Source organism: Clostridium sp. FP1, from assembly GCF_011065975.2.
GTDB lineage: Bacteria > Bacillota > Clostridia > Clostridiales > Clostridiaceae > Clostridium_AD > Clostridium_AD tagluense.
The window spans coordinates 2,071,551-2,096,922 of sequence record NZ_JAAMNJ020000001.1 but is presented as its reverse complement, the minus strand read 5'-3'; the positions used below and the strand labels follow the sequence as shown (position 1 = coordinate 2,096,922).

The 25,372-nt window shown below is 28.2% G+C and carries 13 protein-coding genes; 1 reads left to right on the top strand and 12 read right to left on the bottom strand.

Annotation, left to right across the window (positions count from 1 at the left end; genetic code table 11):
• Window positions 1-307: 307 nt before the first annotated feature.
• Together G9F70_RS10120 and G9F70_RS10115 are read right to left on the bottom strand one after the other, a co-directional pair.
• Window positions 308-820 carry a hypothetical protein gene (locus G9F70_RS10120; protein ID WP_164947268.1) on the bottom strand — a complete coding sequence of 171 codons (513 nt, stop codon included), beginning with the start codon at window positions 818-820 and terminating at the stop codon, window positions 308-310.
• 861 nt (window positions 821-1,681) lie between these two features.
• Window positions 1,682-1,909, bottom strand: coding sequence for a helix-turn-helix domain-containing protein (locus G9F70_RS10115; RefSeq protein ID WP_224617500.1), 228 nt, complete (start codon window positions 1,907-1,909; stop codon window positions 1,682-1,684).
• A gap of 130 nt (window positions 1,910-2,039) precedes the next feature.
• Between G9F70_RS10115 and G9F70_RS10110 the strand changes: the two genes are divergently transcribed.
• Window positions 2,040-3,692, top strand: a complete 1,653-nt coding sequence (locus tag G9F70_RS10110; RefSeq protein ID WP_164947266.1) for an ATP-binding protein — start codon at window positions 2,040-2,042, stop codon at window positions 3,690-3,692.
• A 631-nt stretch (window positions 3,693-4,323) separates the two neighbouring features.
• On the opposite strand, the gene G9F70_RS27475 is transcribed toward G9F70_RS10110, so the two are convergent.
• The 10 genes from G9F70_RS27475 to G9F70_RS10060 form a co-directional block, all read right to left on the bottom strand.
• Window positions 4,324-4,638, bottom strand: coding sequence for a helicase-related protein (locus G9F70_RS27475; RefSeq protein WP_411955997.1), 315 nt, complete (start codon window positions 4,636-4,638; stop codon window positions 4,324-4,326).
• Window positions 4,639-4,994: 356 nt separating this feature from the next.
• The gene (locus G9F70_RS10100) at window positions 4,995-5,411 is read right to left on the bottom strand and encodes a hypothetical protein (protein ID WP_164947265.1); all 417 of its coding nucleotides are present in this window, start codon (window positions 5,409-5,411) and stop codon (window positions 4,995-4,997) included.
• Between the two features lie 127 nt (window positions 5,412-5,538).
• The gene (locus tag G9F70_RS10095; RefSeq protein WP_164947264.1) at window positions 5,539-6,447 is read right to left on the bottom strand and encodes a DUF3883 domain-containing protein; all 909 of its coding nucleotides are present in this window, start codon (window positions 6,445-6,447) and stop codon (window positions 5,539-5,541) included.
• Window positions 6,448-6,724: 277 nt separating this feature from the next.
• Window positions 6,725-10,972, bottom strand: a complete 4,248-nt coding sequence (locus G9F70_RS10090) for a hypothetical protein (RefSeq protein ID WP_164947263.1) — start codon at window positions 10,970-10,972, stop codon at window positions 6,725-6,727.
• Window positions 10,973-10,985: 13 nt separating this feature from the next.
• The gene (locus tag G9F70_RS10085; RefSeq protein ID WP_164947262.1) at window positions 10,986-11,804 is read right to left on the bottom strand and encodes a DUF4007 family protein; all 819 of its coding nucleotides are present in this window, start codon (window positions 11,802-11,804) and stop codon (window positions 10,986-10,988) included.
• Window positions 11,805-11,850: 46 nt separating this feature from the next.
• Window positions 11,851-17,037: an FtsK/SpoIIIE domain-containing protein gene (locus tag G9F70_RS10080; RefSeq protein WP_164947261.1), complete on the bottom strand. Its 5,187-nt coding sequence runs from the start codon at window positions 17,035-17,037 to the stop codon at window positions 11,851-11,853.
• Window positions 17,034-18,632 carry a hypothetical protein gene (locus G9F70_RS10075; protein ID WP_164947260.1) on the bottom strand — a complete coding sequence of 533 codons (1,599 nt, stop codon included), beginning with the start codon at window positions 18,630-18,632 and terminating at the stop codon, window positions 17,034-17,036. Before G9F70_RS10075 ends, G9F70_RS10080 begins: the two co-directional genes overlap by 4 nt.
• An 11-nt stretch (window positions 18,633-18,643) precedes the next feature.
• Window positions 18,644-20,413, bottom strand: coding sequence for a hypothetical protein (locus G9F70_RS10070; RefSeq protein ID WP_164947259.1), 1,770 nt, complete (start codon window positions 20,411-20,413; stop codon window positions 18,644-18,646).
• Between the two features lie 152 nt (window positions 20,414-20,565).
• Window positions 20,566-21,720 (bottom strand): aminotransferase class V-fold PLP-dependent enzyme, encoded by a 1,155-nt coding sequence (locus G9F70_RS10065; protein WP_164947258.1) that lies wholly within the window; start codon window positions 21,718-21,720, stop codon window positions 20,566-20,568.
• Window positions 21,721-21,759: 39 nt separating this feature from the next.
• Window positions 21,760-25,371, bottom strand: a complete 3,612-nt coding sequence (locus tag G9F70_RS10060; protein WP_164947257.1) for a hypothetical protein — start codon at window positions 25,369-25,371, stop codon at window positions 21,760-21,762.
• Between the last annotated feature and the right edge of the window lies 1 nt (window position 25,372).

Sequence of the window (25,372 nt, the reverse complement as noted above, 5' to 3'; positions counted from 1 at the left end):
CCATGCTTGCCGTGGATACTAGGCAACCATTTAGGCTTTTCCTCATGCAACCCACCTCGGAATTACCTCCAACGCAGTTTTGGATGGAAATATCCCTACTACTGGGACACCAGACTACAGTCTGTACTAACATTTCAAGAAGAAGCCGCTTCTTGTCGCACAGCCATTATTAGCCTAATGGGTATAGACACACCCTGCGCAATTCATCTAAATTCTTTAGTAATTTTTACAATTGCTTATGACGAACTTTTAGAAGAGTACGAAGCAATCTATGTACTTCTATACTTGTCTTTATTTTTTAAAGTTATCAGCTGGCTTTGTTATTTTTCAGCCAATCCTCAGTCTGCCTCTTCACTGTTTGATATAGATTTGAAGTATCATAGTTAATAATAGCCTTTGCATATTTCTTAGGCATAAAATCATATACATCCATACTTGACAAGGACTCTTTATAGCCGACGACCTTATAGCCAGTTTCAACCTTTTGTATTTGTATACGAGAATGAAACTCTCCTCCAAAGCTTTGATTATCATTGTAGACTCCCATAACATATCCAATTACATAAACACTTAAAATATCCTTTTTAACCTCTTTACCCACTATTTCATGGGATTCAAAAACAGCTTTAATAGAGTCTTTAGAAGGGGCCGCAAACTTCAATAAGGATTCAGACACTATTCTTTTAATCTCACTATCTTGAATGAACTCGTTAATGTTGGAATTTTGTTTGTTACAGGCTGTTTGTTTGTTACAGGCTGTTAAAATTATTGAAAGGATTAATAGCATGAGTACCATCATAGTTTTTAGGGTTGTTTTCAAAGACTTCACCTCTACTTGAAATTATTAAAAATTATGTAATTAAGGCTTATGGATTATTTACTCTCAAACATTTTATTGATTTATCATATATTACTAGTATGAGATATCATCGCTATTCTTAGAACAGACAAAGATCTTTATAAAACATTATTTTTCATCTAACCACGATATTTCCCACACTCATCAGTTAAATGCAAATTTTCCCAAGTTCAGATTATAGACATAATGTTTTTTCATAACATTCACTCTAATACCATTATTCTATAAATAAGCTTAATTCCCTTTAAATTATATAAGTTCCAGAGGTAATAAAAACAAGCAAAAAATATATGCTCTAATCATAATTAAGATTTTAGAGCTTCTACAGGTCTCATAAAATATAATAATTCATTTTTACCTTTAAACACATATACTTAAATTAACCATATGTGTATACTGTCTATAATAATAACGAATGTCATCATTTATAAAATTGATGGCACTTCCAATGCCTGGTACTAAGTAATACATATATTGATACTTCCTTGGTTGATATTTAAGGCTAAATTGTATTGTAAATTTAAAAAAGGAATAAAAAAAACAACTACCTAACCTGGCTCTATTATTATATTGTTTTTTAGTGCTAAATGGTAAGAAAACAAATTAGGGGATTGTATTATCTTGGATGTGGAGTTGGAGAAACCATAAATAAAGATTATAGGTGAGTGTATCTTTTCATTAGAAAAGGATGATTTTAAGAAAGAATGAATTTGTTATGTAATTCACATTCACATATTTTAAAAATTATATTGAAACTCTATATGGGAACATCCATAGATTTAGTTAGATGAAATCTATGAATGTTCCCTAAAGTTTTGTCCCCTATATAATTTGATCAAAAAGCTTTTCAATTGGTATTCCTAAAGCTTGAGCGACAGCTTTTACCTCAAAATCTAGGAGAACTTTTGTTTGATTTTCTATTTTTGATATAGCCGTTTGATCGAAATCAATACCAAGTGTATTCAAACGTGCTGCTAATTGAATTTGAGTTATCTTTTTTTGGCGTCTAACTGCTCTTATTTTCTTGCCAGTAATATTTTTTACTAACATAACTACCATCCCTTAAAGTTTAAAATACTATATATATTAATTTTAAGTGAAAATTCCCAATAAAATATGCCAGTCTAGCATATTTTATTTTTTTTAGTAAATATTATTACTATGAGGGTAGGTGAAAATTTTGGAAAAGTTCAAACCGGAAGTAAAAGACATCTCCATGTTTAAAGAAATAGCTCAAAATATGGTCAATCCTATGGAACTTCTTAGGGAAGCAATTAGTAATTCTCATGATGCAGATGCTAAAGCCATTTCAATAATTGTATACAGAAACAATATAGGAAAATTCATAATTGAAATTCAGGACGATGGTAAAGGATTATGTAAAGAGGAAATTCACAGATTTTTTAATCTAGGAGATTCAAATAAAAATAAATTAGGGATTGGTGAAAAAGGATTGGGAACTAAAATATATTTTAAAAGTGATAAAATAATACTTAAAACACAAACAAGAAATAATGAAGCCTTCAGCGCTACAATGGAGCGTCCATGGAATATTTTGTGCGATAACTCATTGCCAGAATATGAAATAGAAGCAATTATACCCCAAACTGGTAAAGGGGGGTCATGTATAACCATTGAAGGATACATGATCGATAATCCTGAAAAATATTTCAACTTTGAAACAATTAAAGATTATGTATTATGGTTTACTGCCGCAGGAAGCTTTAAAACATATTTTGCTAATTATACTGAACTACATAAATATATTAATAGTATGCAGATAGCTCCTAGAATTTTTATTGAAGATCGAATAAATGATATAAAAGATGAAATTGCGGGCACTCATCAATTTCACCCACCTGTGGAGAAACCAAAAATTGATCCATGTGAACCTATTTATAAAAGGTCTATAAATTATTGTAGGCATTTCGGGCCTTATCATAGAGCAACAAATATTGATGGAGAATATGTTTCATTCCAAATGTATGGTACAATTTCAGGCACAAATTGCAGAAGAGAAATTGTGAAATTAAAGCAAGGTGAAAGTTTAAAATCTCGATTTGGAGTTTATCTTGCAAAAGATTTTATACCATTTTCTAAGAAAAACAATATGGGGATGGATTTAGACTCTAATCATTATCATTTACTAATAAATTCTCAAGTTTTTGAATTGACTTCAGATAGAAATAATTTATCAAACCAGGATGATCCAAGGGTTAAATGGGTATTTGATGAGGCAAAAAAAATCATTAGTGAGGATATTATTCCTTTAGTAGATGAAAGTTATTTTAGTTTAAGGAAGTCCGAAGAAATTGAATATATGGTAAAAGAAAAGCGAAAGCAGCTTGAAATTAGATTAGATAGTTTTGATAAAATAGAGGATTTATTAGTAGATGAAATCCCAATTTCTAAAAAACCAGATAATGAATCACAGGTTGCATTACTATTTTCTTCAATTATTTCAAATCCAAACATAAAACACTATATAAAACATATTGATAAAATTGGAAATTATTCACAAAATTCTACTACAGACATGATTTGCTTCGATTACAATAAAAGAAAAGTTTTGGTTGAAATTGAATATAAATTGAGTAATCTATTTAAGCATGACCATCCATATGAAACGTTCGATTATGTTATTTGCTGGTATGTTGATCTAAATATTAATGAGAAAAAGATGTTGAAGGATGGGATAATATTAGGATTAACAAAAGAAAATCAGGAATGGGTACTAAAGTATGGGCCTCAAAAAATTATACCGGTGATTGAACTTAAATGCTTGATTAATAATTACAAAAAAGACAAATTAAGAAATAAACTACTTAAGTAGATATATGTTATTGTCACCACTGCCTTAGCAAACTATGTGAATAATCTTATCTAATAAGAAAATGAAAATACTGCACATGTAAAACTTATACTTTCTCCTATAGACCTTAGGTGGCACCCAACAAATTCCATTTTAACTCATAAACTTTATCCATTACATAGCTGACGATTTTAAAGCTATAAGTAGTTGATAAAGTTTCATTTTTTTAATCTTACACAAACTTACATTCAAAATAATAGCTTGAAAGATTTATAATTTTTAATTTCAATATCTACACAGTCAACTATTCATTTATATTTTTACTTGTTTAAAAGTTAATGTGGTTAGTTCAATTATGAACTTCACATTTCCCAAGCATTATGAATTCAATCTATAATCGATATATTGAATTTTCAACTTAATATTTAGTTTTAGTTATTGTATGAACTAATATCATTTATAATAATTTTATAACAATACAAATATTTTATTCAGCACAACACACGTTTTGTTTTTATTTAATTATTTTAGTATATCCTATTTCATTTATTGAAATATACCTTCTTCTAGAAATTTATTAATAATTTTTGTAACACTAAACATTACTATCTATATAAAATAGCAACAGAAACTATATTAGTTTCGTTTATAATTAACACTTTAGATAAAATGTAGTACCGAACATTCTTTTTGGAGATTCTGTTGGTCTTAAGAATAATATCATATCAATTTCAGGAATATCTAATCCTTCATTAAACATGTCTACAGAAAATATAATGTTTAATTCTCCTTTTTTAAGTTTATCTACTGCTTCCCGTCGCTGCATAGAAAACTCAGTTTGTGCACCACTTACTACAGTGCAAGCTTTAATCCCATTTTCATTGAAATATTTACTCATATATTCCGCATGTTTTCTGCTGCTGCAGAAGACTACAGCTCTTTTCCATATTGATGAATATCGTTTCATCTCATTATCATCATCAATAATTATAGAATGATTTAAAAATAGATCTTCGAAGATATTTTTAAAATGTGCAAAACCCTCTAAGTTTTTATCCTTATTTAATCTATAATTCCACTCAATTCCGGTAGTTAATGCAGAACTCGATATATTAGAAGATCCTATAAAAATATCTCCATCCTCTTCATATTCAAATATATACGACTTAGGATGAAAGGATTTATTGGGTACATTATAAAACCTTAAATCTACTTTTCCCTAGGAGCAACATTTAATTGTTATGGCCTAATATTATCCATTCAACTTCCAATCTCTTCTTGCTACTTGAGTTTGATATGCTGCTACAGTATGCTGATATTCCCTTAACTAACAATTTGCGAAACAAACAAATCATTAATATCTTTATATAATTTCAGAAGATCGCTATCTTTAGCATTTGAATCATAAGGGAATTCCTTACCATTACTATATAAACCACTAAAAACTTCTATATCCAGTTGTTGTGTCCTTAATCTAACAGTAATAATATTTTCTCTTTTTTTTCCATATTTACTTAAAAGTCGTTCGTCTAATTTAAGAACAAATACTTTTGTATCGCCCTCATTACCACGCCATTTGGGGTAAAAATTTTTAGTGCATCTTTCTTCAAAAATCTCGATTATATTTTTAATCAATACCTTTATATTGTCATTATTCATTTTATATTTATTATCTTGAGAAAATACTTCTTTGAAATCTTCCATAATCTTTTGATTGTTTAATCTTTTATCAGTACTCATGTTTTCACTTCTCCTTACCTATTAATCAATTTAAAAACCATATATTCGTTCTAACAATTTAAATTTATTTAAGTTACTTTCGATTGCCATTTTATATTGTTCAACTAATATAGTAGCTAGTTTCTTCTTAAAACTTCCCCTGATATAAAATTGGTTTTAAATCTAATAATTTATATAAATTTCCATGTGACATGGAAAGGTTCCCAATATTATTCAGCCAATCAAACTCCGTTAATCTATATAAATAAAAATACCCTGAATAGTCTTTAGAAAACTCTAATTCATTCTTTGTTACATAAAAGGATTCACTTTGGGTAATTGATGTTTTTACTTCAATAAATTTAGGATTGCCATCCTCATTAAAAGATAATATATCAAAACCAAGTCCATCTCCTTTTGTATCAGAAACATGCTCCACTTGCCCAGCTAAATCTGCTCGATTTGCCTTAATCAACTTATTTCTTTCGTATTCAAGTATATATGATTCTCCTAAGAACCCAATCTTAGAGTTGAATTTGGCTTTTTCTATATAATCAATTTTTCTTCCGCTCTTATTTCGAAAAAACTCATCCAAATTAAAAGTTTCAATATTCTTTTCCCTTATTGTCATTGGAAGTCCCTCTACCCAGCCAAAAGCATAATCAATAATTTTTATAATATAAACGGTATCCGATTCCTTGATAATATGCATTTCCGGATGAATATCTTGACTTTCCTTAAACTTGGTAAAATACTTCATCCACATTGGTAACTCATTATTTATAACAGTAGCAAAATCGCTGTGCCACATAAGTCTTGTCCTATTTATAGTGTCGCATTCTATGTACGCCTTAAATTGCAGCTCTTTATATTTAAAAACAAGAGCTTTCTTTTCTTTTGCTTTGATGGTATCAATATTGAAAAATCCTCTTATTTCTCTAGGAATTCCGGTTCCATGATGAATAAAAACAGATCTGTCCATTTTCTTTATAAATGAGCAAGGTGATTGTATTATCCATGAAAAAGCAAGAACAGGAAAAGAATTTGTTAAAATCATGTATATTAACCTCATTTCCAATAAAATATATTCAAGCTTATCTATCTCCAGAATTATTTTTTTCTGTGTTTCATTATTTCTATTTTTTAGATTATCCTCATATAATTCGTTCTTATTTTAAAAAGTGGAATAAAATCAAATTTTGTTATAACCAGAGATTATCCATTCCACTTCCAATCACTGGAATGGAATCTGACCCCATAGAAGAAACTGGAAACAGTTTCTTCTTGCTAATTGGTCAATTAATACGGGAATAAATTCACATCTGTATTGCTCATTACATAGTCAATTTAGTTAATTCTTCAATACAAGATTTTTTTTCATCAATCTTTAATGTACTAAAAATATCAATAATACTTTCCACCTTAAGTTGTTTTCTTCTATTTATCACTTGTTCATAAATAGCCTTATATCTCTCAATGTTTGCTTCCGTCAAATAATAAGGAACCCTTTCTGTCTCATTTATCCATTGAGAGCATTTAAAGCTATCCCATTTATCAATTTCACTCTTTTCAATTGATAAATGTTTTTCTACCCAAAATCTATTTGATTCTTCAAGCTTTTTATCAATACCATCAATATAATTATCAATAACATTTGTTAAATCTATTATATCAAGATCAGAATATTTTTCAGTAAGAATAACAAACTTTTCTCTTCTTATTTTGAGGTTAATATCAGATTCAAGCTCTTTATTTTCCCTCATGAAATTTTGCAAAATATTTCCTATTTCAAGTATGTCAATTTTATCCTTTTCTCTTAGTTTCTTTGACAAAACAAGTTCTATACTGTTAATTAACTCTGAACAATCGATAACTGTATTTAATTCAAATGCAGCATCAAATATCTCACTCATTGATTCATTTATGCCATCGGTACATTTTTTAATCTCTATAGCTCTTTCTTGAAGCTTTCTACACAACTCTTTTTTTCTAAATTGTTCCACTAATGAGCTACTGTTAATGTAATCAATTAATCTAATTAATTCATCATTCCAAGAAATAAGTTCCTCCTGTCCAGTATATTGATTAGGTTTATTAATATTTAAGAACTTATTTGTGGTTTCAACAACCATTTGCATCTCTTTTAATGTGTCCATATTGTCAATAACTTCCATGAGTCTGTTTTGTGTTGCATTAGCAAAAGTCTCATAGTGAAGAGACCTTAAATCATCCCTTAATAATTTCATCCACTTTTCAAAACCAGTAAGCTGAGTTATATTTTGGCAACTAGTCTTTTTGAGAAATTGCAGATAATTTTTTTCAATCAGATTATGTGCCTTATCTAATATCTTAGTTATTTCTATTTCTTGATTTTCAGTAATTCTAAAACTATTTATCTCATCATTTTCTAAAAGCATATTATTACAATTTTTTATAGTAGCTATCAATAACTTATACTCTTGATCTTCTATTGCTCTTTCTAAATTTCCTTTTATTTGTGCAATGTCCCTTTCTTTTTTTTCATAGGTCCTTTTCCCTTGTTCAGCACGAATTTTTATACCGTCTATTCTGCTAACTAAATCTTCTGGGGGATCATTCTCCATTAATAATTTTTCTAATTCAGTATACAAATCTTTAAACACACTTATATCATTGTTTTTTTCTATTCTCTCACATATATCAACATATTTTAAGAAATAACCTTCTATTTCTACCTTAACAATGGTTGATTCTTTTAATGGAGTCAGATTAATTGCTTTATCTGTAAATATGCTTACTGCCCATTCTTGCAATTTTAGCTTTCTAGCGCCATTGACTATTTTAGCAGTATTACCCTGATAAAGTAAATAAGATAATATCAATAGTGTAAATGAATAATCATTCAATCCATATGGAGATTTAATGTATTTATTATAATATTTACCGATTGATATTTCCGTTGTACTTGTAAATTCATCATTCAATTCATCAAATAACCTTTTAACTTTATGATTTACTGGGTAATTAAAGTTAAATTTACTATCAAGCACGCCCCAACCGGTAACCCCACTTCTTAATACAGTCTCAGCTCTGTTTTTTACTTCCTTCGCTAATAAATGATATCCCTGTTCATTAACTCCAGATCCTGAAAGTAGCCAACTACAAATATTAAGGTAATATTTTTTTGCATTGGTTACAGTTTTTGCATCAAATCCATCGAATGAAAAAGGAATTATATATGGATACAAGTTATCAAGAATATCGTTACAATATATAGAAATTCTTTTTTCTACTTTTTCTAACTTATTACCTTCTACAACTTGCTTATCTTTAATTAAATCTCTAAATACCTCTTTTAATTTATCCTCATTGTTATTAGTGTATTTAACTATAAATTTTGAAAACTTAATTTTGTCTTCCTGAGTAAACTTATTTATTAATGTGTTTGCAATAATTGCCTCTTCAAATTCACGCTCAGTATCATCCAAGAATACAAATATTATTGGGTATTGCTTAAGCTTATATTTTATATAAAGTTTAAGTAATTTATCAATGTGTGCATCACTATACTCATTATTAAAGTAAATATATACAATTCTCCCTTTAGCTTTATCCACCGATGTTTTCTGGTTTAATTCTTTTATGAAACTTTCAATATAAATAAGATTGATATTGTCTATAGGAATTAACTGTTGTTCAAACTGCCATTCACTTGTTTTTATGTTATTTTTTGATCCAAAGTCAGGTTTAATACTTTGAGATATTCCCACTTTTTCCAAAACGCTCTCATTAATCATTACATTAAATGGTATTGTTAATTCTTGCTTTTTCTTTCGTATAAATCTATTGAAATCATTTATTCCCGTTGCATCTTCAACGAAATCATAAGTATAATTTTTCTCGTCATACCCAAGCACACCTACGTTATTTTCTAATTCTTCTATTGAAGAAAGTATTATTTTTTCATTATGCCCAGTTAGACTTTCCAACAAGAAAAGTAAATTTCCCTTGCTACTAGCCCTGAATTTTGTTAGTTTTAATGCTAGCACTGCTGTTAGAATATCCTTGTCATATGTGTTAGTCTTCTCATCATGCTTTGCGATAACCTTATCGTAAATACTACAATATTCACTCTTTTGTCTACCTTCTTCTTCTGCTAATAATAACTCCTTAAAAAAATCTCCTTTAAGTAAATCAATTGCATATACCTGTGGTAAATCTCCAAGTTCATTAACCTCTTTATTTTCTATATATTTAAAACTACCTATTAAAAATTGTAAAGCAGACCGTTGTTGATACCAACCAGATAATGCGGTTAAAAGATATGTGGTAAGGGGATGAAAAGGATAGATCCCCTCTACTATAACCTTTTTAAACTTATCCTTGTCACTCCATAATCCTTTTCTTTTATTGTTTTCTGTCCACTTGATTAGATTGTTAAAAAGCACATCATATTTTAAACTTCTTTCTCCATTATTAATGTATCCCTTAACAAAATGATCAAATGCAGAAGAATTATATTTTTCTATTATATTCGCAAAAATAGTTTCAATATTGCTTGAAAGGTATAGTTTTTCACCACTTTCATATCTACCAATAAATCTACTAACATTAGATGACTTACTTACTCTTGCCAAATATGTTTTTAAATCTGATTGAATAAATACAGCTAGTAGGATAGTATTTTCACTAGCTGTGACTATATCATATATTTGTTGGAGTGCCGCATCACCCGCTCTCGATGGATAAGCTGACACATATTCTAGATATCTTCCAAATTCATCAAAGAATATTATTATCTTATTAAATGGTAGATTATCACCACAAAGTTTTTCACTAAGCTTTTTAAGTACCTCTGCTGCAGTAACTCCTTCGTCCCAACGAATATAATCACCAGTTATTTCTTTATATAGCTCATTAATAAGATTAAATATTTCATCTTTGTAGATATTATCCAATAAGTGTTTTTTCAAGTCATTTGATTCTATATTATTCTTCTTTGCTAGATTGCTAAATTCATCTTTAAACCTATCAAAGTTACGCTCAACAAAAGTACTTGCAATATTATATGCCTTAGTAAATTCAGCTAAAAACTCATCATCATAACCATTGTCCTTTAGGGTTTTCTTTACATTTTTTATAATTTCATAATTTAAATTGAAATCCTTCATTCCATTAAGCATAATGCAGAAATTAGGCTTATTCAAAGATTCTTTTATATAACCTGATATTTTACTATCAGCCACTCTAATGTTACTTAATATCTTATTGGATAGATTAGTAGCTGGATTAGAAAATAGTTTTCCTAAAGTCACGGCTAAATGAGATTTACCCGTTCCATATCCAGCAATTGCAAGTGATATTGGATTACCTTCATCAGTAGCTATTTTTTTCGCTAGATTTTCTGCAAAACTACATGTATCTATTAGCTTATGCGAAGTAAATTCTACCTCGTCTTCTAGCACGCCGAAATAATTAGGTCCATGAAAAACAAAGTTTTGTGCTGCAATCGTTCCCCTATCATCGTAATACCAATCAGCTTGAATTGCTCCTCCAAATATTACATCTTCTTTTATTCTTAAAATTTCTTTTAATTTAGTCACTAGTACTCCCCCTTTAAATTAATAAAGAATATATTTTATTACAAATATCTAAACTGCTTACTTTAATTATTACAGTTATCGGGCTTAATTGCCTATTTATAGAAATTAAACTCTTTGACTCAAATCTCTCTAGCACTTTTATTGCCTCATTTTCACTCCATTGAAACCCCAAATTCCATTTTATTTCATGGAATATTTCGCTATAACTGAACTCTTTTCGCAAGATATCCAAAGCCTCTAGCTCCATTAATAATGAATATAAATACATATAAAATCCTTCATATTCAAAACCTAGTGAAGTAAACTTATATATCTCATCTTCAAATTTTAATACTTCGATATCCTTAAAACTATTACTCTTGTTATAGGTACTGTTAAACGGGCTTAATTTTACTCTCTTTCCGTAATATCTCTCAATTTCAGTACTAACTATATTAGAGCTTATTGTTTTCCCATATGTATATGGAAATTCTCTGAATATTAAATTCCACATCTGGGCACCATAATACTTTGATGTCAGAAAGTAATTCAACAGTAATTTTGTTATTTGCTCATTCATATAAGGATCTTCTCGAAAAATTTCACTACCTAAGGAAGTTCTCTTTATAATGAATTTACCTTCTTGATTTTCATAATCAATTAGGTTCATAAATTTCGAGTAGTTGACGTGAGGTACAACTTTACCTGACGATTTTCCAGTAGGTATACCTGTTAATTCAGATATATCTTCCTTTGTTATATTGTCTATAGCATCAGTATTTTGCAGTATTTTACTTAAGTATGTTCTATCAGGTGGAAATGTTTCATGAAAATTCAAGTTATATTTAGCCATAGTATCCTCCTGAAAAAGCAGTAGATAAAAATCTACTGCTTTTTTTCTATTTTTTATTTAAATAGCCTACGAACTTCTCTAGTTCTTCGTTAGTTACATATGGAGATTTTATTCTCATGAGTTTAGGGGAATCCGCAGTTTTTACAAGCATATCGCCTTTACCAAGTAGTGATTCTGCTCCACTTTCATCTAGAACCACTTTTGAAGCAACAGCATCTGCTACCTTTAGCCCTACTCTAGCATTTAGATTATTTCTAATTGTTGTAGTTATGATATCCGCTTTAGGTGATTGAGTACATATTATTAAGTGTATCCCTGCAGCTCTAGCTTCCTGTGACAATCTTACAATAGTACTTTCTATTATCTTTACATTTTCTTTATCTGCCTGCATCATAGATGCGTATTCATCAAATACCATTAGCACCCTTTTCAGCTTCTTGTCAGTATTTTTTGAATTATACTCATTAATATTTTTAACCCCTTCAGATTCAAAAAGTTTATATCTTTCTTCCATAGTAGATAATAAGTTTCTCAATAATTCTATTGCTTTATCAACATCTGTAGCAATAATTTTTGTAAAAGGACTATCTCTAAAAGCAGTTAATTCTACTCTTTTAGGATCAACAAGAACCATTTCTACTTCCTCAGGTGTATATATGCTCATTATTGAAACTAGTATACTTGATAATAGCACGCTCTTACCACTGCCAGTCTGGCCTGCGATAAGCAAATGTGGGGAGTTAGAATCACTCAAGTCTAATATACATGGTTGTCCTAAAACATCAGCACCCATCAATACATAGAAGTGTTCCTTATAATCTTTGTATTTATCAACATATTGGTTTATTTTATTATACATTGTTTTCAACCCAACAATTTGCCTTTTTTCCCTTGCAGTATCCATCTTAATTAAACCATCTTCAATAAAAATGTATGGTGTTTCATTTAATTTTAACTTCAATTGAATATTATCTTTATTCTTTGTAATATCCTTTACGTCATTCATATAATCTAAATCAAAACAAAACCGCACAATATCCGGACCAATAATAAAATCCTTTTGAATAATCTTAACTTTTTTTGCTTGAAGAATTAATTTAAGCATATCAAACTTTCCTTGTATACCATTTATTTCATGTTCAGGCTTATCACTTTCATATTCTCTAAATATATCAATGAGATTTGTTGTAATAATATTATTCTCAGCCACTTTATTACTTTCCCCCCCATCGTTTCCTAATTCAGGATAATGGTTTGTTTTATCATCAGTGGATAACTTATTGCCATCTACATCCTTTACTTCATCATCATCTGATTTGTAATCAACAATATTTTCATCTTTATCTCCTGCAACTTCTTCTCTTGATTTTTTTTCTGCTATCGTCTCTTCTTCTTGATAACCTTTAAGCAATAGTTTTTTTATTACATTCTGGCTAATATGTTTTTCATTAATTGAATTATCTCCTGATATAACTTCAATTATTTCTTCCTCATCTTTGTCTAACCAATATAAATAAAGTTCCTTAGAAAATGAAATTTTAAAATTACCTTCACAAATTTCAGAAAGATCAAATGCAGAATTATCTCCTAAAGCATAAGCCATGCCATCTTCGTTGTTATATGACAATATTCTATATAGCTGATTTAACCAAAACCTTCTTTGAACTGTTTTATCTTCAGGATTCCAAATATTAGCTAAATGTTCATATCCTGATTGAACTTGTAACCTTGCCTTTTCTATATGTTCATAATTATGATAAGCTAATTTACATTCAATTAGCTTAGCATGTATGTCATACTTTTGTTCATCAGGATTTTTAGATAATTCCAAAACTAATAAGTCAGGCCTATAATTATTCGTATCAATTACTTTAATATCAGTCAAATCCTCAAATAAATGACTATAGGTATCTAAGCTTATTATCTTTCTAACAATAAACTTATCTTTTTCAAATGATTCAATCTGTTCAAGTTGGTATGTCATCAAATATGCTAAATAATTATTTATAGATTCGTCCTCTGGATTTAGCGCCTTTAGAATTTGTGATCCATCTAAGTACTTAGTCATTTCTAAGCAAGATTTAGCTGCATAACTTACTTGTTTTTTTGACCAACTAGGAAATTTAATATATAACCTTTTTTTCATTAAATTATTTAAATCTTTAATAATACTATCATTTGAAGAAATAGTCGCATTTAGTTCTCCAAAATAACCTTCTCCTGTTGAAAATCCAATAATCTTATTTTTTGTGTTCTTTAGTACTTGAATATCTATATTCTCATCTAATACAATAACCCAATTAGATTTTTCATGAAGTTTGTCAAGAAGTATATAGTCTGCATCATTAATTCCTACTTTTTTTATAATTCTATAGTCAGCTTCACTTGAATTGGGATCTTTTAAATATACCATGAGTTGAGCTTGAAGATATTCACATTTAAATTGGGTTTGCGTTATATTTAGCTTTCTATACATTTCCTCATAGCTTTTTACTGGAAGGTATACAGTTGGAAATCTATTCTCAGCATTCTCAACTTTTACTATTTTTACAAATTCAGGAACTACTTCTTTTACCTTCATTATTTCATTAAAAAAAACAATATCAGTTTTCTCAATATTTCTATCAATATAGTTATCCAATGTAGAAATACTAAACTCATCATATTTCAATAATTTAATAAAGCTTTCTAATGTTATGTTATCATCTTCAGTAAAATTACTTTCTATCCAATTACTGAAGTATTTAGATCCTATGGTTCTAAAATCATCTGTATAAATAATAAGTTTAATTTTAACCTTATATTCTAATTCTTGTTTTAATCTCTTTAAGATATCATTTAAACCAGAAATTATATCACTATAATTATTGGGTTTAATGAAGGATATAGTAAAACCGTCCACTTTAGAAGGATAAGTATTTAAGTACTCCTTTACTGTATATGAAATATAAGTAGATATAGGTGATGATCCTAAAGATATTTTTTCATCCTCCTCGTAATCAATATCACCATAAATAGCTACATTTCCAAGTGACTCATTTTTTTCATCCATCTCTCCATAAATATTATAAAAATCAAAACTATTTCTACAAGTTACAAATGTATTATTTTCCCCAAATAATACGCTGGCTGAAAATACTATTGTTGATAATTGATTAAATCTATCAAACGCCTTTTTAATTCTGCCTTTGCGAATTTCTACGCCCACCATGATTTCATCAAACAGTTCCTTAAAAGCATTTGATAAATAACTATACCTTTCAACTACCTTTTCTAGCATTACTGGATGATATATAGGAACTACAGCGCCTTTAATTATCTTCCCCTTAAACTCATTATAATTGTTAAGTAAGAAACATTTTGTTAATATATTCACATCTTTATTTTCACGTTTGCTATTCTTTAGTAATTCTGTACAATATACTGTAAACTCTTGATATGCATTTAATAAATTAGTCACTACTTGGCTTTTAAATGTCGCACCAAATATTCCATTTTCTCTGACGGATAATATAAAATCAGTAAATTTTTTAGCTAATTTAATTGAAGCAATATATAAATCGCCATTTTTGTCAATGCTTTCAAGAGCATTAGTATATTCACATTGTACACTGTTAAGGAAATAATAAAACTCCTCATCATTTTTAGAGTTAATTAATAAATCCACTTTTTTAGAAAAGCCTATTGGTAAAAACTCATATCCATCTTTAATAAGAGAATTAAACTTAATATCATTGAAGATGTTAAAAACATGAGTCCAACTATCTTGTTCTGAAATTATCCATTCATACTTGCTTGTTATTATTTCCTTATCTCCTATTACTAATTCATAAGTTAAGCTAATTTTAGACTTACTTTCACTTTCTTTAGCACTTGTTAGCATACCACAATCTACCAATTCTTTAGCATTATCAACTACAAAAGGATATTTATAAATTCCATTTCTATCTTCATATACGATATTAATTTCTATCTCCTCACCACTTAAATTTACTATTCCTTGTCTATTTATTAATTCTTCAATATTTTTTAAGAAGTATATATAGTTGTACCACTTTGTAACTAATGAAGCATGACTATCCTCATTTTCATCTTCATTTCCTACTTTAGTTTTTGCCAAGGTAATCTTATTAACCCTAATATTAATTTGACTTATTTTGTTTTTTTTACTTTCTTCTAATTCTTCAACTTCTAAAAGAATTGGAAGTGATATCGCTTCAAATGGGTCTCCTGTTATTTTAGTAGGCTTTTCTTTCTTTGTTCCACTACTTTTAGGAATTTTTAGCAGCTTATTTATCAAATTGAAACTTACAGTAAACAAATTACCTTTTATTACTTCTATATTTATTCCTTTTAAATAATTTATAATATCCTCTTTTAATCTCAAGTAATCCAGGCTGTATACACCTAATTCTTCACTTTCAAGTTGGGATACTTCAAGAGAACTTCCAAAAAAACTATCCATTACTTCTCTAAGTTGATTTATTTTAGAGTCTCTTTGATATAAATCTAATCCTATTCTTCTACTGAATTTATATCCCTTTTCTATTAAATCGATTTTCCCACTTTCAAGTTGCTTCTTTGGTATAGTCATTATTCCATTGTAAATATTAGGGATGCACCACCATTCATATAAATTTGATAGTAGATTATTTATTAGTTCTAAGTCAGATAGGTTTTCATGTTTTTCAAATAAAAAGCTAACCTTTAACAAGTCTTTTTCAGCGTACCTAAAAATATTGTTGAAAATGTTATTAATTTTATTTTTAGATTCTTCATCGTATTTATTCTCGTCCTTCAATAGTCTACTATAATTCCTACCAATATAGTTTTCTATGGTTTCTGGACTTGTAGTGTAAAATTCAGCAAGCCCTCCTTGATCCTCAACATCTTCTGTTCCCATTAATATTATAGCTGTTTTCTTTTGTTTGTTCGTAAATGGATAATTTCTCCACTTAGTTAAGTGTTCATTTTTTTCAATCCACTCATTTTTATCAAGTTCTTCTATGAAAACTTTGTACTCCTGAATATTATTCCATTCATTATATTTTTCTAGTGATAATTTTGCAATAAATTCCATATCCTTATCTATAAAGTAATTTCTTAAATTTTTACACAATTCAAGGTAAACTACAGGTGTTGTAAAATTTTCTAGCTTTATTAGATAAAAATTTTTTTCTTGGTTAATTGCTTGATATAATACTTCTGTTACAATATTAATGTAAGATTTCATTTTTTCCGCCCCTCTACACCTTGAACCTCATTATATGGATTGATTACCATTGCAGTTGCATCTGATAGTTCTTTTAAAAATCCATTCTTTTTTAATAATACTTGAAATTCATCTAAATTATATTTTAAATATGATGCTTCTGTTAGATTAACTCCTCTATCATTTACGTATTTGTTATATTGTTTTGGACCAATTACAATTCCAAAATGATTATAAAGCTTTCTTAGAAAAGTATCTATTGTCATCTTTGATGATGGTGGTATCAGTGCTAATACGAAAAATCTGATTATATCATCGGATAAAGTAAATCTCATATTATCACCTTTTAAAGGTACAATAATTCCAATATCCTTTCCAAGCTTTCTTAAAAGTTTATAAGAGTCATCATAAGCATCTTTTAGCAACTGAATAGAGGTTTTCTTTTTTCTAATTCCGGTTTCATCTAGCACACCATTATTATTGACTAAGTTTAATTTATTAGCTAAAGAAATCATCATATCTTCTTCTACCTCTTTATAACCTTCAACAGCTAATCTCTTTATTTTAGTATCCGCATCATTATTTGAAGTAAAATGTATAATCCAGCATCTATTATTACCGTTAGTATCCTTCCTTGATTGAATATAAGCAGCTTCACTCATCATTCTTAATATTTGAACTACAATTCCTTTTGAAAATAAATTTATTTTTTCAAATTCATTTATATCTGCTCTTAATAAGTTGGTTATTTCTTTCACAGAAAATGCTGATCTTCTTTCATATTCAGCACTAATCCATTGACATTTTCCTTCTTGCATAGTTAGTCCTTCTGAATCCCTTACATTTTCGTTAATATAATTAGTCCAGGTATTCTGTATCCATTTTGATATTCTACCAAAGTCACTGTATGAATCAACTAGGTTAAGAATAAGCTTTTCAAGAGTATCCCTATACTGAATTGCTTTTTCTTTTCCTTCCATCTTTTTAATACAATTTAGACCCTGAAGTAGATGTAGAAAATACGTCTCCCCACCCCTAGCAAGAAATGAATATTGCTTAAACTCAAAACATTCATCCGTATCGATGTTGAAGTAATCATCTTCAATCATACTTAAAGATTTTCTTTTTAACTTTAGTCCAATCGCTTCGCAAAAGATGGTTTCTCTGCAGATTGGCATTAATGATTGAGCATACCAGCCCCTGTTTCCTGTTACCATCGAGAATCCGCTTAATAAGTCTCTTATAATATTGATTATAGTTTCACTACTATGATTTTGTGCATCTACCTTTTTTTCTAATAATTCATTAATTTTCTTATTTGCGTCTATATCAACTTTAAATCTTGAATCTAGCTTTGTCTTTTCAAAGAAAATAAATCTTTTTAATCCCATGTTTGGATTTTTCAAATAAGTAACCTTTTCTGAATCCCATTCCTTAACTTTTGAAAATCCAATACTATCATCTTCTTTACTTTTTCCTCCTAAAAATACAATTAGAAATTCCAATAGATATTCTTGAACTGTTTGAGAATTAAAAATTCTTCTCCCAAATGTTTGTATTTGAAGATTTTGGTCTGATACATTAGTTCCCTCTATATTTGGAAATACATTTATCATCTTTTTCACCCCTAAGCTTCATATAAGACATCATCATCAATGTCAAATTGAATTTCTTTAATTGAGTTATTATTAATAACTAGAATCCTGATTGATGTATCATCCTTTTCTTTTCTTCCATATGCTGAAATCAATTCTGATTTTAACCTTGTCAGATCAAATGTATACGAAGGATTTAATTTTGTATAAACTTTGCCTTTATTAATGTTATCTAAGTAATCTAATATTTGGTATGAAACTTCAAAGTTTATATTTTCAAGTCTGATTAAAACTTTATATAGTATATTAGTATCCTCTATGTTGTTAGATATCTTCTCTTGTTCTAACTTAATTTCATTCTTTTTTATAGTGCCTAATATTAGTTGAACATTTTGGTAATCCATATTATTCTTCTTTAGTGTTAAGTATAATTCATCAGTACCAAGTGGGTGAACTCCTACTAAGTATTTAAATAATCCGTTGAATACTATATCCTTAACTCTGCTTTTAACTCTTGCACACTTAGCTTTAGACTCCGTAATTAATTCATAATATATAGGAAACATTTCGCTAAATATTTGTCCAATCAGATTATTAAACTCTTCTTCTCCAACTTTACTTAAAAGCATATAAAATCGTCTAAAAGCTCTTCTCATATATATTGATTCTTTATTTTTAATGCCTAGCTTATCAAAATTATGTTTTAATGTATTTTCTAAAACCTCTCTTGTATTCTCATCAAACATTGAATAATCTTCACTTACAAAAAGCTTATAGTCTTCTTCTAAAGCCTTTTCTTCAAACATTTGCTCATTTAAATCTCTAATTGCTTTTATATTGAAACTACTTTTTGCAAACTTTGTACCAACGTAACCGAAAAATAAATTCGCAAAATTGTATTTAAATAATCCTTCATTATCCTTACTAATTTTTCTATTAATCTCACTACACTCTAAATTACCAGTAATTGAATATGATAAATGCGATACCATCTGTCTTATTGTTAATCTTTTTTGGTTATCTGCAAACCAAAAATATAACCTCTCAACAAATTGGACAACTCTAACTTGGTTATTTGATATCGCTAAATAATTCATATATACTGGACATCTTTTTTCACAAATGCATGTATTACATGGTTCCCATAATTCATCTTTAGTAAACTTCTCCATAATTTCTCCCACTAGATATGAGTTATCAATTTTCGCAAGATTAATTACCTTGAATTTAAAGTTCTCACTATTAACTGTTATTTCTATATCTGAGCTTTCTACTCTATCAATCTCAGATAATAGATTAACCTCAAAATTTTCAATTAATTCATCCTTTGCAGTTTCATTTTCATTTATATAAGTTTTAGCTAATATTCTGTTTGTTGTATTTAGTAATGGACCGGTATTAGATATTAGAATTGAAGAAACTCCTCGCCTAGGAGCTTTAATAAACTCTTCAAACATTTCCTCTTGTCTATTTTCATTAAGTTCACTCATGTCCTTTATATATAAAAATTTTTCATTATATTCTTCTACTTCTTGTAATGCTTTTATCCCAGTATCAAAATACCCCAATCTTTTAAGTACTTGAAGGAGAATACTAGTCTTACCATCACCTGCATGCCCTGTTAAAACTAAAGCAGATTTTTCATCTTTATCAAAAAGCAAATTAAATATATAATCTGCAATTTTTCTTTCAACTACTATTTGATTATAATATTCACTAAGCACTTGTGATTCTGCTAAAGCATTTTCATTACTTCCGCTTGCATTATTCAATGAGTTTAAGTATGCAACAAAATTATTCATACATAACAACTACCTTTCTAGATTATATTTCATTAAAACATTGAATCATATAATTAATATCCTTTATCATTAACTCAACAGTAGAATATACCTTGTTAAATTCAAATACAAAGCCTTGTACCTGTTGTCTTAATTTAAACATAAAACCACTCCTATAATTTTTCTAAACTTTTTATTATATATTCAATGTCATTTTGTTTATTAAAATACCCCAAGCTAACTCTCACAGTACCGCCTTTTTCCTTCGTATTCATAAAGTCATGTATCAATGGTGCACAATGATATCCTATTCTAGTCGCTATATTAAAGTCTCCATCTAATACCTGACCTAATTCATTAGGATTATAATCATTTAAATTAAAAGATACTATTCCCACATGATTAGTCATATTCTTTGGTAAATATAACTTTATCCCGTATATGTCTTTTAACCCTTGAATTAATTTTTCCGTGAGGTCTTTTTCTTTGTTAAATATGTTTTGAATTCCTACTTCCTTTATCCATGTGATGGCTGCATTAAGTCCCGCTATAGCTTGTATATTATGACTAGCTACTTCATACTTATCCGGATATTTACAAGGCATATTTAAGTTTAAAGAATCTGAACCCGTTCCCCCTGTAATAAATTCATTTAAACTATTGCTGCTGTTATCTATATATCCAGCTATTCCAAAAGGTCCATATAAAGTTTTATGTGCTGCAAATACTAAATAATCTACATCCAAGTTTTTTATATTAATAGGCAATAATCCTACTGACTGAGCTCCATCTACAGTTATTATTGCATCATATTTCTTACCCTCCGATATAATCTCTTCTATTGGAAGAATGTATCCTGTAACATTACTAACATGAGACATAAAAATATAATCAGGATATTTTGTTGCAAATTTTAATTGCATTTCATCTCTTTTCAGTTCAAAAGTTTCACTATCAAAAGGAATAACTTCTATATTTATATTATATTTTTTCTGGATATAATGTAGTGGTCGCATTATAGCATTATGTTCAAATGGTGTTACATAAACGGTTTTACTGCTATCCCACTCTAACCCTCCAATAATTTGATTCAAAGCTATGGTAGCTGATGGCGTAAATATTATCTTAGTATAGTCATCTAATCCTACTAATTCTGATAAATTTTTTCTTGTATCACTAATAATATTATTAGCTTCTCTTGCTAATCCATATGAACTTCTGCCTGCGTTCACTCCAAATTTTCTATAATTGCTATCCATTTCCTTGTAAACAATTTCAGGCTTTGGGAATGTTGTTGCTGCATTATCTAAATATATTGTGTTGCTCATATAATCGCTCCCTTTTTCTTAATTCATGTAGGTATATACCTACATGAATTTTTCCATAAGCTTCATTAATATATTTCTTTTCTCATCTGAATCTATTGAGTCACCATACTCTTCTATTGTCTGTTCTACTTCATTCAAAAGAGTACCTCCTATAGCAGATATTTCTTTTTCTTCGAAAGTTTTCTCAATTTTTTCATCATTTAAATAATAACTTATTTCATAAAGTTTGCTAGTACTTACTGCTACCTCTTCGTAATTCTCAACTTCGTTTTTAAATTTGTTCAAAATCTCCAAATAATTTTCTAATGTATCATCATTCCAATCTTCTATATATAATCCGATTATTGTCCTTGCTAGTGTTTCTATAATTACATCTTTATCAGATGTATCTAGAAATGCAATGTAGTTTAATAACTTGTTTGTTGTCACATCATATAAATGCTTTTTTCTAGTTTCATTTAAATTGCTATACCAATTTTTCAAAACAGAGGACAGTTCACCGTTATAGTCTTTGTCAAATAATTCCTTTGTTTTTTGAATTAATATATCTTTAAATTTTTCTAGATGATTATCAAGCTCATTTTTAATCTCTTGTATATTTTCAATGCTCTTCTCTAAAGATTCTTCTTTAAGTATTTTCTTTAATAATCTTTCAAATAAGAATTCTCTAGGATTCACATCATACTTTAGAAGTTCTTTTCTCAAGCTTATAGCTTCTTTTGACAGTTCAATTTCTCCATTTAAATTAAAAATCAACTTATAGTCTCTTGTATATTTAGGTAGAGAGTGAATCCAATTCTGCATTGCATCTAATACAATAATATATCTGTTATACCCTAATTCACTATTAGACTTATATCTCTTAAAAATATTTTCTAAATTTTTAATATAATCTACTTTTTCCTTTGTTCCATCATCTAAGAGTAAAAAATATTTTTCTGGATTATCATTTATTCTACTTAATGTTTCTGCTGAAAGAGCTACTTCTTTATCTGCAAAATAAATAGTAATATTCTCTTTGTGGTCTCTCATTTTAAATGCAAGATAAATAGGAATTATTCCAGCTCTTACCCCAAACTCATTTCCATATAAGTCTTCATACAATTTACAAAAAGATTTTTTTTCTTGTTCACAAGATAAAATGAACCTCCCTATTTTATCTAAAACTGTATTTATATTTAAATCTATATAGCTTTTATCTTTACTAAACGAAAGTCCTTTATTTATAATGGTAGCTCTAAAAATTGTAGCTTCCGGACTTGTTCCTTGTATTTCAAAATCATTAATATCTTTACCCTCGAAAATAAACCTTACAATTTTATTTCTAGCCTTAGAAATAGGGCTAGATATATTCATTTTATTTATCATTTCATTATTAATTTTAGGTGTTCTTTGAAACACATTTTTACAAATATAAGATAATTTTCTGCTTATATTTGCTGGTTTTTTTATATCTTCTACTTTTCCATTGTACATATAGTAAGCACATTTCTCATATTTAATGTCAAAATTTTTGCTAATATAATTTTCTATGTCTTCTCTTATATCAGAATCATATATAGAAAGTTCTTGTGCAATATAATCATCTTGACTAATAAAGTCCTCATCTTGCTTTAAATATTGAATTGCGATATATTCTTTCAATTCCTCTTCGTTTTCAAATCTAATATTAGGAATACACATTAATATTCTCTTACTATTAAGTTTCCTTAAATGCTCTATTACCTTCTTTTTTTCTTCATCATCTTTGTATACTAAGTAAAATATTATTCCATCTGATTTATGCATTTTCAACAAATCTTTTTCGTTAGAAACAGTTAAGAAATCTTCTGAATTAATGAATATATTTTTGAAAAATCTAACCATTTCATATTCATCATTATACATTTTAGGTAGTGAGTATCCCAGATCTACTATGCCTTCTAGTACTTCTTTAATATTAATTTTTTTAGCCTTTAATTCTTTCATCCCATTTATATGTTTCGAAACATTTAAATTACCACCAGGTAAAAATCCATAAAATGAATTACTTCTTTTCTTAATCAAGACTTTTTTATTTATTAATGAGGTAATAGCTTTATCATATTTTCCTTGGTCTAATCCTAATGAGGCTCGAATTGTTATATCTATAGGTTGTAATCCATCTAATTCATTTACAATATAAATTATTGCTATAGCTTTAATAATTTTTCTTTCAATTCTATCTTTTACTCTATCTATTGCTGCTTGAGTTTTTAACCATACTACATGAACTCTTTCATTAAATACTTCTTTTTTAAATAATATCTTAAAGTAGTCATAGATCCAATCTAATGTTAAAAATTCTAACTTTCCATCATGAGTATTAACAAATCTCATTAAACTTCCTTTTTCATCCTTGGATAAAAAAGTAAATAATGTTCTTTCATTCTGGGCTACTTTTTCACTTACTCGAGGTAAAACGTATGTTGCAATAGGATTTAATGGATAACATCCATTACCTAAAATATCTTCATAATTAGGTACATCATCAAATAGTCCTAATCGACCACATAAGCTTAATGTGTTATTAAATTTTTCTTCATCATTCTTTAAAAACGAGGTAAATAGTTCATTATTTTTTATGATTGCATTGGATATTAGTTCATAGTTCTGCTGTGACGAAGATGTAAAATATGTCTGTTTAAATCTACCTTCAACTGCTCTCCATGCATCAATTTTTTCTTTAGGGAGATTACTTATATAATCATTAATTCCCTTATGAGTAACGCAGGTAAAGTGTATCTGACACTTCCCGCTTCTATTTGCCAATTCCGCTAAATCTTGAATAATTTTTATATCATTTGATGAATTTTTTGTGATGCTTGCTTCTAAAAATTTACTAAACTCATCAAATACAATAAACATTCCCCTATAATTTTCTTTTTCACATATTTTTGTGTTAACTTCCTCATATAATTTTATAATATCTGCTTTTATTAAGGGGTTAAACTCTGTTCCTGAAGTTACTTCAGGGTGAATTTCTTTAAATATTTCATAAGCACTCGAATCATAACTCTTAATTTTACTCATAAAGTCTTTAAAACTTATACTATGATTTTTTAACTTATTTTCAAATAATTTATATGTATCTTTAAACTTTTCTTCCCAAATCTTCACTGTATCTAATACTGCATTGAAATACGTATTAGGAAGTAATCCTTTTAATTGTTCTCTGTCTAATGCTTCTTTTAATGCAATCAAAAATGCCTGATTTAGATCTAAATAATTACTATTAATCACTATAGGTAAAAGTTTTTTATTTTGTTTTCGTATTTCTTTTATCATTTCTGATGTTTCTTTATCTAAATTTCCGATTTTTAAATTCAACTTATTTAAAACATCAGTACTTGAAAGATTAAGTTCTTCATCCTTCTCATCATTTCCTAAAGAAACTATTCCTAATAGTGTTAATAATAAATGAGATTTTCCTTTGCCATAAGGTCCTATTAACACTGATGCTCTTTCCTTACTATCATCGTAGTATATACTTTTCAAATAATAATTCAGTATTTCTATAGATAAATTAGTAGGAATATATCCATTAAGCTTTTCTAGCTTATTTAAATCATATTGTAAATTAATAGAATACTGAAATGCTTCATCCGCTTTTATAAACTCTTTGTATTGCATA

Coding starts and splice junctions, on each gene's coding strand:
- G9F70_RS10060 (WP_164947257.1), bottom strand. CDS start 25,371: ATGCAATACAAAGAGTTTATAAAAGCGGATGAAGCATTTCAGTATTCT.
- G9F70_RS27475 (WP_411955997.1), bottom strand. CDS start 4,638: ATGAAACGATATTCATCAATATGGAAAAGAGCTGTAGTCTTCTGCAGC.
- G9F70_RS10100 (WP_164947265.1), bottom strand. CDS start 5,411: ATGAGTACTGATAAAAGATTAAACAATCAAAAGATTATGGAAGATTTC.
- G9F70_RS10095 (WP_164947264.1), bottom strand. CDS start 6,447: ATGATTTTAACAAATTCTTTTCCTGTTCTTGCTTTTTCATGGATAATA.
- G9F70_RS10070 (WP_164947259.1), bottom strand. CDS start 20,413: ATGAATAATTTTGTTGCATACTTAAACTCATTGAATAATGCAAGCGGA.
- G9F70_RS10115 (WP_224617500.1), bottom strand. CDS start 1,909: ATGTTAGTAAAAAATATTACTGGCAAGAAAATAAGAGCAGTTAGACGC.
- G9F70_RS10085 (WP_164947262.1), bottom strand. CDS start 11,804: ATGGCTAAATATAACTTGAATTTTCATGAAACATTTCCACCTGATAGA.
- G9F70_RS10075 (WP_164947260.1), bottom strand. CDS start 18,632: ATGATAAATGTATTTCCAAATATAGAGGGAACTAATGTATCAGACCAA.
- G9F70_RS10080 (WP_164947261.1), bottom strand. CDS start 17,037: ATGAAATCTTACATTAATATTGTAACAGAAGTATTATATCAAGCAATT.
- G9F70_RS10065 (WP_164947258.1), bottom strand. CDS start 21,720: ATGAGCAACACAATATATTTAGATAATGCAGCAACAACATTCCCAAAG.